This window comes from Nocardia sp. NPDC006982 (assembly GCF_042869435.1).
Taxonomy (GTDB): Bacteria; Actinomycetota; Actinomycetes; order Mycobacteriales; family Mycobacteriaceae; genus Nocardia.
The window spans coordinates 73,882-90,042 of the sequence record NZ_JBIAFV010000010.1 but is presented as its reverse complement, the minus strand read 5'-3'; the positions used below and the strand labels follow the sequence as shown (position 1 = coordinate 90,042).

At 65.0% G+C, this 16,161-nt stretch carries 18 protein-coding genes; 7 read left to right on the top strand and 11 right to left on the bottom strand.

From position 1 onward, the window contains the following. The first annotated feature begins 38 nt into the window (after positions 1 to 38). Entirely contained in the window at positions 39 to 701 is a 663-nt protein-coding gene (locus ACFYOW_RS32465) for a TetR/AcrR family transcriptional regulator (protein ID WP_387294055.1), read from the top strand. An 83-nt stretch (positions 702 to 784) separates the two neighbouring features. On the opposite strand, the gene ACFYOW_RS32460 is transcribed toward ACFYOW_RS32465, so the two are convergent. From ACFYOW_RS32460 to ACFYOW_RS32450, 3 genes are read right to left on the bottom strand one after another with little or no spacing between them, the layout of a single operon-like run. Beyond that, a complete protein-coding gene (locus ACFYOW_RS32460; RefSeq protein WP_387293894.1) occupies positions 785 to 1,270 on the bottom strand; it encodes a barstar family protein in 486 nt (161 codons plus the stop codon). Next, complete coding sequence (locus ACFYOW_RS32455) at positions 1,270 to 1,755, bottom strand: ribonuclease domain-containing protein (protein ID WP_387293893.1); 486 nt, start codon at positions 1,753 to 1,755, stop codon at positions 1,270 to 1,272. The genes ACFYOW_RS32460 and ACFYOW_RS32455 overlap by 1 nt, the downstream gene beginning before the upstream one ends. A 40-nt stretch (positions 1,756 to 1,795) precedes the next feature. After that, positions 1,796 to 2,611 (bottom strand): exodeoxyribonuclease III, encoded by an 816-nt coding sequence (locus tag ACFYOW_RS32450; RefSeq protein ID WP_387293892.1) that lies wholly within the window; start codon positions 2,609 to 2,611, stop codon positions 1,796 to 1,798. 70 nt (positions 2,612 to 2,681) lie between these two features. On the opposite strand from ACFYOW_RS32450, the gene ACFYOW_RS32445 reads away from it, so the two are divergent. After that, a complete protein-coding gene (locus ACFYOW_RS32445) occupies positions 2,682 to 3,527 on the top strand; it encodes an alpha/beta fold hydrolase (protein ID WP_387293891.1) in 846 nt (281 codons plus the stop codon). A gap of 68 nt (positions 3,528 to 3,595) precedes the next feature. Here the strand turns inward: ACFYOW_RS32445 and ACFYOW_RS32440 are convergent, their stop codons facing one another. The 6 genes from ACFYOW_RS32440 to ACFYOW_RS32415 all read right to left on the bottom strand — a co-directional run bounded on the left by ACFYOW_RS32440 (position 3,596) and on the right by ACFYOW_RS32415 (position 9,677). Continuing rightward, positions 3,596 to 4,858: an acyl-CoA dehydrogenase family protein gene (locus ACFYOW_RS32440; protein ID WP_387293890.1), complete on the bottom strand. Its 1,263-nt coding sequence runs from the start codon at positions 4,856 to 4,858 to the stop codon at positions 3,596 to 3,598. Positions 4,859 to 4,885: 27 nt separating this feature from the next. Further along, positions 4,886 to 5,764: an SDR family oxidoreductase gene (locus ACFYOW_RS32435; RefSeq protein ID WP_387293889.1), complete on the bottom strand. Its 879-nt coding sequence runs from the start codon at positions 5,762 to 5,764 to the stop codon at positions 4,886 to 4,888. 12 nt (positions 5,765 to 5,776) lie between these two features. Continuing rightward, the gene (locus tag ACFYOW_RS32430) at positions 5,777 to 6,667 is read right to left on the bottom strand and encodes a MaoC/PaaZ C-terminal domain-containing protein (RefSeq protein ID WP_387293888.1); all 891 of its coding nucleotides are present in this window, start codon (positions 6,665 to 6,667) and stop codon (positions 5,777 to 5,779) included. A gap of 13 nt (positions 6,668 to 6,680) precedes the next feature. Further along, a complete protein-coding gene (locus tag ACFYOW_RS32425; RefSeq protein WP_387293887.1) occupies positions 6,681 to 7,118 on the bottom strand; it encodes an SRPBCC family protein in 438 nt (145 codons plus the stop codon). 53 nt (positions 7,119 to 7,171) lie between these two features. Beyond that, on the bottom strand, positions 7,172 to 8,377 hold the full coding sequence (locus ACFYOW_RS32420) for a lipid-transfer protein (RefSeq protein ID WP_387293886.1): 1,206 nt from the start codon (positions 8,375 to 8,377) through the stop codon (positions 7,172 to 7,174). A 646-nt stretch (positions 8,378 to 9,023) separates the two neighbouring features. Next, positions 9,024 to 9,677 (bottom strand): TetR/AcrR family transcriptional regulator, encoded by a 654-nt coding sequence (locus ACFYOW_RS32415; protein ID WP_387293885.1) that lies wholly within the window; start codon positions 9,675 to 9,677, stop codon positions 9,024 to 9,026. 147 nt (positions 9,678 to 9,824) lie between these two features. On the opposite strand from ACFYOW_RS32415, the gene ACFYOW_RS32410 reads away from it, so the two are divergent. Both ACFYOW_RS32410 and ACFYOW_RS32405 read left to right on the top strand, forming a co-directional pair. Further along, entirely contained in the window at positions 9,825 to 10,079 is a 255-nt protein-coding gene (locus tag ACFYOW_RS32410) for a hypothetical protein (RefSeq protein ID WP_387293884.1), read from the top strand. Between the two features lie 57 nt (positions 10,080 to 10,136). Next, the gene (locus ACFYOW_RS32405) at positions 10,137 to 11,033 is read left to right on the top strand and encodes a LysR family transcriptional regulator (RefSeq protein WP_387293883.1); all 897 of its coding nucleotides are present in this window, start codon (positions 10,137 to 10,139) and stop codon (positions 11,031 to 11,033) included. A gap of 106 nt (positions 11,034 to 11,139) precedes the next feature. On the opposite strand, the gene ACFYOW_RS32400 is transcribed toward ACFYOW_RS32405, so the two are convergent. Further along, positions 11,140 to 12,066: a TIGR03086 family metal-binding protein gene (locus tag ACFYOW_RS32400; RefSeq protein WP_387293882.1), complete on the bottom strand. Its 927-nt coding sequence runs from the start codon at positions 12,064 to 12,066 to the stop codon at positions 11,140 to 11,142. 367 nt (positions 12,067 to 12,433) lie between these two features. On the opposite strand from ACFYOW_RS32400, the gene ACFYOW_RS32395 reads away from it, so the two are divergent. The 3 genes from ACFYOW_RS32395 to ACFYOW_RS32385 are packed head-to-tail and all read left to right on the top strand — an operon-like array spanning position 12,434 to position 14,713. Continuing rightward, on the top strand, positions 12,434 to 13,030 hold the full coding sequence (locus ACFYOW_RS32395) for a TetR/AcrR family transcriptional regulator (protein ID WP_387293881.1): 597 nt from the start codon (positions 12,434 to 12,436) through the stop codon (positions 13,028 to 13,030). 58 nt (positions 13,031 to 13,088) lie between these two features. Then, the gene (locus ACFYOW_RS32390) at positions 13,089 to 14,240 is read left to right on the top strand and encodes an epoxide hydrolase family protein (protein WP_387293880.1); all 1,152 of its coding nucleotides are present in this window, start codon (positions 13,089 to 13,091) and stop codon (positions 14,238 to 14,240) included. A 59-nt stretch (positions 14,241 to 14,299) separates the two neighbouring features. Further along, entirely contained in the window at positions 14,300 to 14,713 is a 414-nt protein-coding gene (locus ACFYOW_RS32385) for a nitroreductase family deazaflavin-dependent oxidoreductase (RefSeq protein ID WP_387293879.1), read from the top strand. Here ACFYOW_RS32385 and ACFYOW_RS32380 read toward each other — a convergent pair. Continuing rightward, positions 14,710 to 15,849 (bottom strand): MFS transporter, encoded by a 1,140-nt coding sequence (locus ACFYOW_RS32380; RefSeq protein ID WP_387294054.1) that lies wholly within the window; start codon positions 15,847 to 15,849, stop codon positions 14,710 to 14,712. The two genes, ACFYOW_RS32385 and ACFYOW_RS32380, sit on opposite strands and share 4 nt — an antisense overlap. Between the last annotated feature and the right edge of the window lie 312 nt (positions 15,850 to 16,161).

Here is a 16,161-nt window from a genome sequence, read left to right as displayed (position 1 = left end):
ATCGCAGAGCGAGTAGGAAAGCATCACCCAGCGACTCCGTGGAGGGTGGCGGCCGGACGACAAGCGGACCGGCAAAACGGACCTACGGCGGCGTCTCCGCCGACGAGCGCCGCGCCCAGCGACGCGCGGCGCTGCTCGATGCCGCGCTGGAGATCATCGGCACCCAAGGCATCACCAAGCTCACCGTCTCCGGGTTATGCGCGCAGGCCGGACTCAACGAGCGCTACTACTACGAAAGCTTCGACAGCCGCGACGCGGTGCTCGCCGCGCTCATCGATCGGATCGCGGAGGAACTGGCCGGTGCGATCATCGGCGCGTTGCAGACCGCACCGCCTGACACCCGCGCCAAGGCGCATGCCGCGATCTCCGCGGGCATTCATCTGCTCACCGACGATCCGCGCAAGGCGCACGTCGCGCTGGTCGCGGGCATGGCGACGCCGGAGTTGCGCGCCCGCACAAACCAGACGGTGCGGGTATTCGCACGCATCGTCGCCGCCGAGGGCATCGACTTCTACGGCATCACCGACCCGAATCCCGATCCCACCATCGACTTTCGCGCCACCTACCTGGTCGGCGGCCTGGTCCAGACCCTCACCGCCTGGCTACAGAACGACCTCCCACTAACCCGCGACCAACTGATCGACCACACCACCGACGTCTTCGTCCTCCTCGGCGAGGACCTCGCCCGCCGCCTCACCTGACCCACCCGCATCACACGGCATCGACGGTAGTCGAATGGTTGTTCCTCGAGAGCCTGACAGCCACCATTCGACTGTCCTCGACGCTACGGACTCAGGCGGACGATGTCTGGATCGGGTGGTTCGCCCTGCAGGACTACTCGGAAGGCCAGGCCCTTTGTGGACCAGTAGTCGGCGGCATCGCGCATGGCTTCGGTGAACCACGTGCGTTCTTCCAGTTCGTCGATCAGCAGATCGGCCGAATCGCGGATCACGGCAACATATCCGGCGGCGGGGCCGACGAAATCATCGAGATCGCGCAGGCATTCGTCGAAGGCGTCCTTGTTCGCGCCGAAGTAGTACGGAAATTGGAACGCGGCCGCGAATTCGTCGAAAACGCGTGCGGTGGTACGCATTTTGAGCCCGCGCAGTTCACGCACCGCGTAGTCGACGGGCGCGTCGTAGCGCACGCCGCTGAGTGTCGGGGCGTCGACGGGAAGGGCACCGATCACGGCGGTCGGCGCCGAAGGCGGCGCGTCGGTGGACCGCCGGGCCTCGGGGCGGGCAAGGAACTGCGATAACGGAACTGTCATCAGCGCATCCTCGTGAAGGTTTCGTAGTGGTCACCGGTGTACCAGGCGGAACCGTCGCTGCCGGTGACGATGCGTTCGGCGTCGCGGGAACGGTTGGGCTGCTTCGGGTTCACATCCCATTCCTGGTAGGTGATGGCTTTGCCCGCCGAATCCTTGGCGGCCAGAGTGCCCGCGCGGTTCATCCAGCGCTCACCGCCCTTGGTGCCGGGCGCGTTCGCCGAATCCGGCCAGCGGCCCGCGTCGATCTCGGCAAGAGTCGCGTAGGCGCGGTCCGGTACGCCGGGGGCTCGAACGGTGGATGCGGTGGTGACATCCGGGCCGCGCGCCGGAACGGCCACGCTTGCGCTGCGAGTGGTGGAGGTGACCGAGGCCGCGGTCGGCTTGCTGTCCCCGCCGCCGCGCGAGGCGAGCAGTGCGATCACCAAGGCCAGTAGGGCCACACCGAGCGCGGCGAAGGCGCGAACCCGCTTCGAGGAAATATTCATGCGATCCCGATCTCCAGCACTGCCATGTCGCGAATCATCTTTATCGGTATTGCACCGTGACCGGCGCGTGGTCGGACCAACGCTCGGCATAGGTGGCGGCGCGTTCGACCACGGCCTGCTTCGCCCGGCCTGCCACCTCGCCGCGGGCCAAGTGGTAGTCGATGCGCCAGCCCGCGTCGTTGTCGTAGGCGCGGCCGCGGTATGACCACCAGCTGTACGGGCCCGCGACACCGGGATGCAGGTTGCGCACCACGTCCACATATCCGGCGGCGAGCATGCCATCGATCCAGGCCCGCTCCTGCGGCAGGAACCCGGAGTTCTTCAGGTTGCCCTTCCAGTTCTTGATATCGAGTTCGGTATGCGCGACATTCCAGTCGCCACAGATCACGAAATCGCTGGTCTGCGCCCGCATATGAGCGCCGATCTCGTCGAGGAAGCGGTACTTCTCGTCCTGCATCGGCGTATCCGCCTCACCGGTGTGCACATACACGCTGGCCACGGTCAATTCATCGAATTCGGCCTCGACATAGCGTCCGGTACCGGCGAATTCGGCGCTGGGATGCCAGGTTCGGTCGTGCCAGCGCCCCAGCCCGATGCGCACGGCCCGGGGTTCGCGACGGGACAGAATGCCGACCCCGGCCCGGCCCTTCGCACCCGGCTCGGCATGCGTCAGATACCAGCCCGCCTCCAGTGCGGGCGCGAGCGCGGCTCGGGTCTGCTCATCGGTTGCCCGAGTCTCCTGCAGGCAGATGATGTCGGCTTCGGTGACCGCCAGCCACTCGAGCATCCCCTTGCCCGTCTTGCCCGTCGCCGCCCGGACCCCGTTCACATTGATCGACGAGATGATATAAGGCACCTGACGACCGTACAATGCTGGTCAGAAGAACTCCCCCGGGACATCGAAGTCCAGGAAGGGGTGATTGACGATGAAGTCAGGCACCACCAACTCCCCCGCCCCGATCAAAGCGCTGCATATCGGATCCGGTGATCCGGTCCTACTGCTGCACGGGTTCATGCTTTCGCCGCACTGTTGGGAACAGGTTGCGCTGCGACTTTCCGCGCATTGCGAGGTGTTCGCCCCCGCCTTCGCGGGGCACTGGGGTGGCGAACCGATCGACGGCTGGTCCACCGATGTCCATGCCCTCGCCGACCGGATCGAGGATCAACTCGACGAACTCGGCTGGCGTACCTGCCATATCGCGGGCAATTCGCTCGGTGCCTGGGTCGGCTTCGAGCTGGCCCGACGCGGCCGGGCCCGCACCCTGACCGCGATCGCACCGGCGGGCGGTTGGCAGTCGCCCTCGCTCATCCAGTTCCGCGTCGGCGCGAAATTCCTGTCGTTGGTGCCGATCGTCGAGGTGGGTAAGCGGCTCGGCGGATTCGCGATCAACAATCCGATCGCGCAACGCTTCGCACTACTGCTGCTCAGCAAGAACGCCGCTGCGGTCGCGCGCCGCGATATCGCCGCCGTGATCACCGCCGCACTGCACTGCGATGCCATGATTCCGTTGATCCTGGGCACCGTGCGCGCTCCTGCGCTGGAAGACCTGTCCAACCTCCCGACCCCGGTGCGCCTGCTGATGGCCGAATACGACCGGATCATCCCCAACCGCGTGTACGCCCGCCGCTTCCTGCAGGAATTGCCCGACTCCGCCGACCGCATCCTCGTCAACGGCGTCGGGCACGTCCCCATGCTCGAAGCTCCGGACCGCATCGCGACCCTGATAGCCGAACACATCTACGCCAGCCGCACACACTTGCGCGCGGTCTGAAACACGGCACATGCCGTTCACCGCCGCACACGTGCGGTGCCGACGGCGACGGGCATGTGCCGTTAGCACTACTGGGCGAGCAGGCCCTTGGCTATGTGGGTGACCTGGATTTCGTTGCTGCCCGCATAGATCATCAGGGACTTCGCGTCACGGGCGAGTTGTTCCACCCGGTACTCGGTCATGTAACCGTTGCCGCCGAAGAGCTGGACCGCGTCCATGGCTACCTCGGTGGCGGCCTCGGAGGCGTAGAGCTTCATGGCCGAGGCCTCGGCGAGGCTCGGCGGCTTGCCCGCCTTGCCGCGCTCGAGGGTGTTGAAGACCATGTTCTGCACATTGATCCGGGCGATCTCCATCTTGGCCAGCTTGAGCTGCACCAGCTGGAAGCGGCCGATCTCCTGGCCCCACAGCTTGCGGCTCTTGGCGTAGTCCAGGCAGAGCCGGTGACATTCGTTGATGATGCCGAGCGCCATGAAACCGACACCGATACGTTCGGCGGTGAAGCTGGAGCGGGCACTTTCCCGGCCGTCGCCGCCTTTGTGCTCCTCGGTCTCGCCGAGCAGCCGATCGCGTCCCAGGCGCACATTGTCGAAGAACAGTTCACCGGTCGGCGAGGCGTGCAGGCCCATCTTCTTGAACGGCTTGCCCTGGGTGAGGCCGTCCATGCCCTTGTCGAGCACGAAGGTGAGCACCTTGCGCTCGCGCTTATCGCCGCCGTCGCCCTCGTCGAGCTTCGCGTAGACGATCATCACATCGGCGAACGGACCATTCGTGATGAAGGTCTTCTGACCGTTGAGGATGTAGTCTTCGCCATCGCGCTTGACGTAGGTTTTCATACCGCCGAATGCGTCCGAGCCCGAGTCGGGCTCGGTAATCGCCCATGCCGCAACCTTTTTCATGGTGACGATATCGGGAAGCCAGCGCTCCTTCTGCGCGAGCGTGCCGCGCGAGAGGATGGTGGTCGCGCCGAGACCGATGCTGACACCCATTGCGGTGACCAGCCCCATACAGACGCCGGACAGCTCCCCGATCAGCACCGCCATCAGCGATTCCTGACCGGCGAACGGGCTACCGCCGGAGGACTTTTCGGACTTCTCGGGCAGCGGCTCGCCCGCCGCCAGCGCCTCCGCCTTCTTGCGCTCCTTGGCGAGCAGCCGCTGGACCGCCTCGCCACCCATCGCATCGATTCCGAAGTCGCTGAACAACTTCCGGATGATCGGGTAGGGGGTCAGCTCACCGCTCTCCAGCGCATCGAGGTGCGGGCGGACCTCCTTATCGATGAAGGTGCGCACCGCCTCGCGGATCATCTCGTCGGTTTCGGACCATTCGAACATCGTCGTTCTCCTAACGTTCCCGCGAGATCAAGGCAGCCGAGCGGCGATATCGTCGATGAGCCAGGGGCCGTCGGTCTCGATGGTCTTCACGTCATGCCAGCCTGCCAGCTCGGAGATGGCGCCGCCCTGGACCGCGAAAACCTTGCCGGTGATCGGGCACTTTTCCGACGCCAGGTGGGCGACCAGCGGAGAAATATTGGCCGGGCTGAACGCGTCGAATTCGCCGTCCTCGATCGCCGCGGCCTCGGCGGCCATCATCTCGCCCATACCGGGGGTGGCCAGGGTGAGCCGGGTGCGCGCGATCGGCGCGATGGCATTGACCCGGACGCCGTAGCGCGCGAGCTCGTCGGCCGCGACCAGGGTCAGCGCGGCGATTGCGGCCTTGGCCGCACCGTAGTTGGCCTGACCCGCATTCGGGATGGTCGTTCCGGAGGCGGATGCGGTATTGATCACCGCGGCATTCGGCTGGTTGCCCGCCTTGCTCTGCGCCTTCCAGTACGCGGCCGCGTGATGCAGTACCGCGGCGTGACCCTTGAGATGTACGCCGATCACCGCATCCCACTGCGCCTCGTCCATACCCGCGATGAAGGCGTCCCGCAGGATGCCCGCGTTGTTGACCACGATATCGAGGCCACCGAGCTCCGAAATCGCCTGGGCGACAACGCTCTGCGCGCCATCCCAGGTGGCGATGTCATCGGTGTTGGCCACCGCCCTACCGCCCGCGGCAATGATCTCGTTCACGACCTCCTGGGCCGGACCGACATCGGAACCCTCACCGGCATTGCTGCCGCCGCGGTCGTTCACGACGACCGCGGCGCCTTCGCGTGCGAACAGCAGCGCGTGCTCACGCCCGATGCCGCGACCCGCGCCGGTGATGACGGCGACCCGTCCTTCCAATGCACCCATCTACATGGCTCCTCAGTTTGGTAGTTGGTCGGCGACTTCGGCGAGACCGTCGCTCAGGACGACGTCTTCGCCGCGGACGGTCTCGAAGGCGTATGTGGTGACACCGTTTTCGGAGCCCACCCGCCAGATTCGGGTCTCCAGGTCGTCACCGGGGAAGACCATCTTGGCGAAGCGCACCGCGAATCGCTTCAGCCGGTTGACATCCGAGCCCGCGACCTCGGTGAGCACGGCCCACGATGCGAAGGCCATGGTGCACAGACCATGCGCGATGATCCCGGGCAGACCCGCGTCCTTGGCGACCTGCTCGTCCAGATGCAGCGGCACCGGATCACCGGAAGCGGGCGAATAGCGGTAGGTCTGATCGAGATCGACATGCTGCGGCACCATCGCGACCGGCTCCTGCGCCCGCAGGTTCTCGTCGAACTTGTGTGCAGGAGCGGCGAGGCCGACCGTCTTGCCCGCGTCGATATTGCGGAAGAAGGCGGTCAGATACTGCTCGTTCACCAATCCCCCTGCCTCGGTGCGGCATTCGATGAGAATGGTGATGGTGCTGCCGTTCGAACGGCTGGCATAGCCGATCGCCTTGGCCCGCGAGACGAGCCGGTCACCCGGCAGGATCGCGCGGTAGAAGTGGAAATCCTGCTCCCCGTGTACGACTCGGCCGAAGATGTCCATCGGCGCGACATCGATCACCGGCATCATCATGGCCTCGAACACCGGGACGATGCCGAAGATCGGCGAGGCCACCTCGCCCGCCAGATGCGCCTCGATCGGATCATTGGTCGCGGCGGCGTATTCGGCGATCCGCTCGGCCGTAACCTCGAAACGTTCGTCCTCACACCAGGTTTCGAGACCGCTGTCGTCGAATTCCACCGGCCGTGCCGCGGGGGCCTCCGCTGTCATCACCCGCCCCTTATCAGGCCGAGGCCAGGGCGTCGAGCTGTTCGAGCGATCGGTCCAGTTGCCTGAGACCGTCCTTCTCGACCGCCTTGCCGAGCGCGCCCTTGATCAGCGCGCCCTCGAAGTCACCCGAGACCAGGATGGTGCTGCCGCCATCGCCCTTTGGCTGGATATCGAAGGTGAATTCGGTCTTCACCCCGGCCATTCCGGTGCCGCCGAGGGTGAGCTTGTTCGGCTGCTCGACCGCGACGACGGTCCATTCCAGCTTGTTCGCCATGCCGAGCATGACGATCTTCGCGACCAGCTTGGCCCCCTCGGCCAAGGTAGCGGGCGGCTCTTCCATGAAGCGCTCGTGGATGGTGAACCACTTATCCCAGGTCTGCGGGTCGGAGACGACCGCCCATAGCGCGTCGGGGGTGGCGTTGACGTCCTTGGTGGCTTCGATATGGCCCATGAGTTACTCCTCGTCGAGTGAATGTCGTTGCTGCATGGCCGCTTTCGCGGAGATCAGCGGTCCGCCCGCCGGTAGGCCGTGACGACCGCCGCGCCGCCGAGGCCGATATTGTGCTGCAGCGCGGCAGTGACGTTGTCGACCTGACGCTTGTCCGCGGTACCGCGCAACTGCCAGGTGAGTTCGGAGCATTGCGCCAAACCCGTTGCGCCCAAGGGATGTCCCTTCGAGATCAACCCGCCGGAGGGATTCACGACCCACTTGCCGCCATAGGTGGTCTGATTGTCGTCGATCAACTTTCCGGCCTCACCTTCGCCGCAGAGCCCGAGGGCCTCGTAGAGCAGCAGTTCGTTGGCGGAGAAGCAGTCGTGCAGCTCGATGACCTGGAAGTCCTCCGGGCCGAGGCCGGCCTGCCGGTAAACCTGCTGTGCGGCTTGGACATTCATGTCGTAGCCGATGAGGTTCTTGGCGGTGTTGTCGAAGGTGGAGGCGAAGTCGGTGGTCATCGCCTGGCCGACGATCTCCACCGCCTGGGCGGCGAGGTCGTGCGAATTCACGAATTCCTCGCTGGCCAGCACGACCGCGCCCGAACCGTCCGAGGTCGGCGAACACTGCAGCTTGGTGAGTGGGTCGTAGATCATCCGCGAGGCCAGGATGTCATCGAGCGAATACGCGTCCTGGAACTGCGAATACGGGTTGTTCACCGAATGCTTGTGGTTCTTGTAGCCGATCTTCGCGAAATGCTCCGCGGTGGTGCCGTACTGCTTCATATGCTCGCGCCCGGCCGCGCCGAACATCCACGGCGCCACCGGGAAAAGCACCTCGGAGATCTCCGCGAGCGCCATGACGTGCTTGGCCATCGGCTGTTCGCGATCGTCCCAGGTGGAACCGAGCGAGCCCGGCTGCATCTTCTCGAAGCCCAATGCCAGCGTGCAATCGGCCAGCCCACCCCGAATCGCCTGTGCCGCAAGGAAAAGCGCGGTCGATCCGGTCGAGCAGTTGTTATTGACATTGACCACCGGAATGCCGGTCATACCCAGTTCGTAGACCGCACGCTGTCCGGAGGTGGATTCGCCGTAGACATAACCGACGTAGGCCTGCTCGACTTCGCGATAGTCGATCCCGGCATCGGCGAGCGCCTTCGTACCCGATTCCCGCGCCATATCCGGGTAGTCCCAAGCGCTGCCGTCTTCGTTCTTACGGCGGCCCGGCTTCTCGAACTTCGTCATGCCGACGCCAACGACGTAGACCCTGTTCGCCATCGAACTCCTCACGTAGTACCTGACCCGGTGTGACCGTGTGCCCAAGTCGGCAGCCCGCAGTGGCCGATCCCGACCGGATCGAACAGAAACAAACATACAGAGCTGTATGTAAGTCTGCAAGAGTTCGAGGCGATCCGACCCGATAGATAAGAGAACTCCCAGCTCAGCGCGATCAGGAGCAACATGCCGCGTGTAGCGAACATTGCGCCATCCACCAAGGGTCAAGTTGACGTGCGGGGCATCAAGCGCACATAGGGGACGTGCTCAGCGATCGACGCGATCAGCGACGGGCTGACGCCTCAGCCAGCAGCGCGCCGGACATGCGGACGCTGGAACCAGCAGGAAGAGGATCAACATCGGATACTTGCCGGCCAGCCACGACTGAGTGCTCTTGGCTGCGATCAAGCAGGTCGTCGGCCTGTTTCTCGCATACCTGATCGCGATCCGCCGGGCGCACAGGGGCATTGCTGAACGAGATCGTGAGCTTCTACACCAACTTCGGCATCGCGTGAATCGTCACCGGCGCAACGGATATCGCGGTCGACCACTATCTGGCTGAAGATATCGCCAGAGGGTCCGGAGCTTCGGCGCGCGCCACTCTTAGACGTCGGCAGACCGCCGGGTCGAAAAGACCGGTGGCCGTTAGCTATTCAGCGGGACGCAGCAGCGGTCGCGCAACCAGCGCGGTGGTGGCGATCTCCCGCAAATGCACCGAGGCCCGCCGCCAACGCCGGTGCGCCCGTTCGGAATCCGGATCGATGAAGTTGGAGACCAGGATTCCGCGCAGTGCATCCATCGCGGTGTAGACGAAATCGCGGGCTTCTTTGCGCCGCATCTCATCCGGGACGAATCGGGCGACCGCCATCAGCACGGCATTGTTGACGAACGGCTCGACCTTCTCCATGGCCGAGGCGAGCACCGGATCGGTCCGGCCCGCCACCCACAGCTCGGCAGTGGCGATGAACAGCGGCCCCTGATGGAGCTCCCAGAGAAAGTCCAGGGCCGCCCCGACCGGATCGCCGCCGCCCTGGACCCTGGACATCTCGCGCATCGCGGTCTCCGCGCGCAGCTGCGCCAGATGGCTGATCGCCGCGACCACCAGATCGGTCTTGGAGCCGAAGTGGTGCACCTGGGCCCCGCGGGTGACCCCGGCCCGCTCGGCGACCCGCGGCGTCGTCGTCCCCGCATATCCGTATTCGACCAGGCAGTCGATGGTGGCATCGAGCAGCCGCGTACGCATCTCACTACTGCGCTGCTCCTGCGTGCGGCGCTGCTGCTTGGGCGACTCGGACCTGGTCATTCCGGCGATTCTACACTTACATACAGATCTGTATGTTCATCGGCGCACCGACCGATAAGCAAAGGTGATCACGGGTGGCCGAATTCGGATCTGGATTTGGCGCCGTGCCTGACCAAACGTGGTCTCCGGATCGATCAGCTGACGACTATGCGCACCCGAACCTCGGCGCGCCGCCGCCGCACCAGCCCGCGTCAGTGGTGGCGTTTCCAGCTGACCGGTCTGCGCACGATCACAGATCAAGGATTTCGACCGCGGGCGCACCATCGCGCCTTCATTGTCGGCGCGTGGCTCGCGCACACGGTGCAGCGGCCGATCTACCGCTACTGGGACTCCGAACAGCGACGATTCACGGCACGTCCTGGTGCCGCGCGGATATCCGCCGTGGGCGATCGAGCAAGATGAGCGCGTTCCGTCGAGAAATGTTCTGATTGGCTGGCGTAACCAATCAGGAGCACCACGATGGAACTGAGAGATATCGAAATCTTTCTGGCGCTGGCCGAGGAGTTGCACTTCGGGCGGACCGCGGAACGGATGTATCTTTCGCAGGCTCGGATCAGCCAGTCGATCAAGAATCAGGAACGTCGTATCGGGGGACGTCTCATCGACCGCAGCAACCCACGCAATATCCAGCTCACGGCACTCGGCAAGCAGCTGCTCACCGACCTGCGCCCCGCCTACCACGATCTGACCCAGGCGATCGAGAACGCACGCTCTACCGCACAGGGGGCGGCCCGGGTGCTTCGCATCGCGATGATCGGCTTCAATTCGTATGACTACCGGCCGTTTTGGGAGCTCTTCCGGACCCGTCATCCACAGTGGGAACTACAGATCCGCAATATCGAATTCATCGAACAGTTCGACCCGTTGCGCCGCGGCGAGGCCGACATTGTCATCGCATGGTTGCCGGTCGAGGAACCCGATTTGACCGTCGGGCCGATCATCTCGATCGAACCCATGGTGGCCATGATGGGCGACGACCACGAACTGGCAGGCGAAAAGCATCTATCCCTGGAGGCTTTCGGCGATCGCGGAGTGCTGGCACCGAGCAAACCGATGCCCGACTACTGGGAAGACGCCATCAGCCCCTTCTACACACCCCGTGGCCGCCCCATCGAACGCATTTCCACCGTCTCGACGGTGGAGGACATCCTGACGGTCGCCAGCACCCGCGGCGCCTTCACCATGGGCATGAGCCACGTCGCCCGCTATTACAACCGTCCCGGCATCCGCTACGTGCCGATCAGCGATTCACACCTGGTCCGCTGGGCGCTGGTCTGGCGCAGCGACAGCGAAACCCAGCAGATTCGCGAGCTGGCAAGCGTTGTTCGCGAGTTGGGGCCGCTGAGGCAGAACTGACCACGGCGATCGGTCCGTCACGCAGCCGAAGACAGTCGGCACTGTGCGGAAGGCAGACGGCATGGCAAGGCCCGCCGCAGCAATGCGACGGGCCAGCGGGGACGGATCAGGCTCGTCCGACGTAGGCGAGCAGCCGACGGTACGTGGGAGCGTCGGCGGCCACCTCGACCTCGGGACCGAACATCCCTGGTACGCGGAAGTTTTCGAGACCCATCTCACGCATGATCGCCAGCATTTCCGCACACAGCTGCTCGTCGACCAGGCGCTCCTGTCCGGTGGCGACCGCCAGATCGACACCGTGCACGACGAGTTCGGTCAGGTGGATCACTGCCGCCATCGGCCCTGGCACCGCGCCGAAGCCGAGACGCACCGTCTGTTCGAGTGCGTCGGGGCGATGCCAGGCCGCGCGGTCGAGCTCGGCCGCCTCGACGTAAGCGCCCTGCGGGTCGGTGCCGAGCCAGTCGTCGTGGTGGTCGCGATCCGGTGTCCGGCCCAGCAGTTGGGCGGCAAAGATATTCATGCCGCCCACCAGGTGGTTGAGCAGCTCACGCAGATCCCATTCCGGGCACGGCGTCGGCGCGCTCATGTGTTCTGCGGCAATGCCTTTGACGATGCCGCCGGACATATCGATGGCCCGGTCGATGCGGTTGATCATGTTCATGTCGGTCTCCTGGAAAGTGTCGAGCAGTGGTGGTAAATCAGGCCCGGTCGAAAGTGTCGTCGAGCCAGTCGTAGATGCGAGCGAATGCGAAACGCTGTGCGCCGGACTGGCAATGGGCCTCGGCACCCTGTTCTTCGGTGAATCGAGCAGTGTCTTCGGGCAGGTCAGGTGCGCGAAGAGGCGTTCGGGCCGGCCCTTGAAGAAACCGTCGTCGGCACCCGCGCACACCAATGTCGGGCAGGCGATCTTCTCGGCGATGCCGTCGCGGAGGTGGTAGTCCAGGTAACTCGCGGCGAAGGCCCGCGGTGTGTGCACACCCATGGCATACATGCCGTGCGAAATCGCCCAGCGCATCACGGGATTCGCGGCCATCGCCGCATCGAGCGCGGCATCGAGTTCCCGATCCTCCGCGGCGCGCAGCCTGCGCTCGAGTTCCGCCCCCCGCCGGGCAGGCCCGCAGTGGAGATATCGCCGAGATCGTAGATGCCGTCGACGGCGATCAGGGCGGCGACGCGCTGGTCGTAGGCAGCGGCTGGACCGTCATCACGACCTCACCGAAACGGCTCCGCCATAAGCGATGTGACCGAAGGTGCGCAGGGTCTCGTACCAGAACGAGTGGTTGTCGGGAAAGAAGATCAGTTCCATTGCCAGCTCCTAAACGCAGTTTCTAGCGGCGTTAATCCCACAGTAGCGAGCAGCGGCCAATAAACGCAAGTCCTCACTGCGTTAAGGTGGAGTCATGGAGGAACAAGCCCGCTCCCGCCGCCCTGGAGGTCGCAGCGCCCGAGTGCGCGCGGCGGTACACCAGGCGGTCACCGAACTGGTCGCCGAACGCGGCTACGGCAACTTCACGGTCGCCGAAGTCGCGACACGCGCTGGTGTCGCCGATACCAGCATCTACCGGCGCTGGGGCAATCTGGAGGCGCTGGCCATGGAGGTGACCGTCGATCGGCTCAGCACCGAGTCGGCGATGCCGAATACCGGTTCGCTCGAGGGCGATCTGCGCGCCTATGCCGCCAAGGCAGCGCGCGATGTCAGCGGGCCGGACGGATTGGCACTGCTGCGCACGATTCTCGCGTTGCTCGACACCGGAGCGGCGGGCGAACAGACGCGCGACCGATTCCTCGCCGAACGGGTGGACCAGATCCAAGCCATGCTCGATCGAGCCACCACCCGCGGCGAACAGGCCCCAGAGGTGCTGGAGGTGGTCGACATCATCCTGGCCCCGCTATACACCCGCACCCTGTTCGGCACCGGCCCGCTCACCGACGACTACGTCGATACCCTCGCCGACCGGCTGTTGCACACGGCAGCGGCGGCCGATAAGCGAAAGTGATCGAAAGACAGTCGAATTCGGCGTTGTTCCCGCCGTGCGGCTCTCGCAGGCTGAGACGGTGTCCGAGATCAAGCCCTTCCGAATCGCGATCCCGCAGGCCGACCTGGACGACCTCGAATACCGCCTGACGCACACCCGGTACGTCGCGGAACTGCCCGCTCGGGAGGTCGCGGGCCGGGTGTACCCAGGAGTGCCGGTTCGGCCCGGCTGGGAGTACGGCGTTCCGCTGTCGTTCGTCCGGCCGTTGCACGAATATTGGCGCGACACGTTCGACTGGCGCGCACAAGAGCAGCGGCTCAACACATTTCCGCAGTACACGACCGAAATCGATGGGCAAACCATCCATTTCGTACACGTCACCTCCCCTGAACCCGATGCGATGCCACTGCTGCTGGCCCATGGCTGGCCGAGCTCGTTCACCGAATTCCTCGGCCTGATAGGCGAATTGACCGATCCGCGCGCACACGGTGGCGATCCGAGCGACGCCTTCCATGTGGTGATCCCGTCCTATCCAGGCTTCGCCTTCTCAGGACCGACGCACACCGCCGGGTGGCGCCCGACGCGCATGGCCGCGGCATTCGACGAACTGATGAACCGCCTCGGCTACGACCGCTATGGTGTGCACGGCAACGACTGCGGCGCCATCGTCGCACCGGAGCTGGGCCGGATCGCCCCGGACCGGGTAGTCGGCGTGCACGTCACCCAGGTCTATTCCTTCCCCAGGCGCGAGCAGGGCGAGCTGGACGGACTCAGCGAATACGAGCTGATCCTGGTGTACTTCGGACAGAAATTCCGCCGGCACGCCATTCACAACGCCGCCCAGCAAGCGCAGCCGCAAACCCTCGGCCATGCACTGTCGGATTCCCCGGTCGGCCAGCTCGCCTGGAGCGGCCAGGCGCTGGTGAATGCGCTGAGCACCGACGAATTGCTCACCAATGTGGCGATCTACTGGTTCACCAACACCTCGGCGTCGTCGGCTCGGTTCCACTTCGAGCACCATTGCTCACCTACGGCGATCGAGCCCACCACGGTGCCGATCGGTTTGGCCTCGTTCGGATTCGACTTCAAACCGCCGCGCAAATTCGCCGAACGCGACCATCGCAATCTCGTGCAATGGCACGAATACGACCGCGGCGGGCACTGGGCCGCCCACGAGGCCCCCGACCTGTTGCTCGCCGACCTGCGCGGATTCTTCAAAAAAGTGATCTGATCGGTCCGCCCATCGGCGACGATTACCTCGACCCGATCTCTCGATCCGAGGAGTGCAGTATGGCCAACGATTGGAACCAGAACATCATCGCGGAGTTCCGTGCGAACGCGGGCAAGGTCGGCGGCCCGTTCGAGGGCAAGGATCTGTTGCTGCTCACCACGACCGGCGCGAAGACCGGACTGCCGCGCACGAATCCAGCGGCCTATATCCGCGACGGCAACCGTTTGGTGATCATCGCGTCCAAGGCAGGCGCACCGGATAACCCGGACTGGTATCACAATCTGCGGGCGAATCCGAAGGTCACACTGGAGATCGGCACCGAGACCATCGAGGCGACGGCCACCCCGATCACCAGAGGCCCGGAACGCGATCGGCTCTATGCGGCGATGGTGGAGGTCATGCCGGGCTTCGCCGAATACGAGACCAAGACGGATCGGGTGATTCCGGTCGTCGCGCTGGAACCCAGCGCCTAAACCGCTGAGCGACGACCGGTCCAGACGGTCACCGTGAACAGCAGAACGCCGAGCACCGCCAGCCCCGCCCCGACGGTCGCGGGTGCGGTGTAGCCGAGACCCGCCGCGATGACGAGTCCACCCAACCACGCGCCCGCCGCATTGGCGATATTGAGGGCCGCATGATTGAGCGCCGCGGCGAGGGTCTGGGCGTCGGCGGCGACATCCATCAGCCGGGTCTGCAGACCAGGCGCGAGCGCCGCACCCGATGCGCCGATGAAGAACGCGCCGATCGCCGCCGTGTACGGATTGTGCGCGGCGGCAACGAATCCCGCCAGAATGACAACCATGGCGATCATCGCGACGTAGATCGCCCGGTCGACCCCGCGATCGGCCAGAATGCCACCGACGATATTGCCCGCGACCATCCCGAGCCCGAAGAGCATGAGCACGAACGGCACCAGGCCGAGCCGAAGACCGGCCACATCGGTCAGCGTGGTGGTGATGTAGGTGTAGACGGCGAACATGCCGCCGAAGCCGATCGCACCGACCAGCAGGGTCAGCAGCACCTGCGGGCGACGCAGTGCGCCGAGTTCGGTCATCGGATTGGTGATCCGGATACCGTGCAGCTCCGGAACGAATCGGATCAGTGCCGCGACGGTGGCGACACCGATCACCGCGACCACCACGAAGGCATCGCGCCAGCCGAGATGCTGGCCCAGCCAGGTCGCACTGGGAACGCCGACAACGTTGGCGGCGCTCAGTCCCAGCATAACTGCGGCAACCGCCTTTGCGCGCTGCCCAACTGGTGCCAGAGTCGCGGCGGCCAGCGAGGCGACACCGAAGTACGCGCCGTGCGGCAGACCCGAAACGAACCGCGCGACGACCAGAGTTTCGAATGTGGGCGCGATAACCGTGGCGGCATTTCCGAGGGTGAATGCCACCATCAGGGCGACAAGCAGACGTTTGCGCGGCACCCGCGCGGCAAGTGCGGCGATCAGTGGAGCGCCGACGACGACGCCGAGCGCATAGGCCGATACCGCATGCCCTGCCGTCGGCTCGGAGACGTGCATCGCGCTCGCGATATCGGGCAGCAAACCCATCGTGACGAATTCGGTTGTGCCGATTCCGAATCCGCCGAGAGCCAACGCCAGCATCGCCGGAATATGCCAGTCCGTCCGCTCGGCCTCGGCGGGTGCTGGGGTCTGCGTGGCAACGGTACTGGTCACGTATTCATGTAACCGCTCGGCGACTCCCGCTGCTTCCCAGGATCACGTGAGTTCCCCCACGTCGAGAAACAGTGCGGGCACCCGTACCACCGACCCTTTCGAGCGACCTGCAAGCAGTCGCTAGCGGTGTGGTGCGGGTGCCCGTAGGTCGCGCATGGCGTTGGCCACAACATCGGCCAAGCTACGACTGATTTCGTGAGCACATGGGTAACTCACCGGGTACGCCCAGAAGCCAACCCC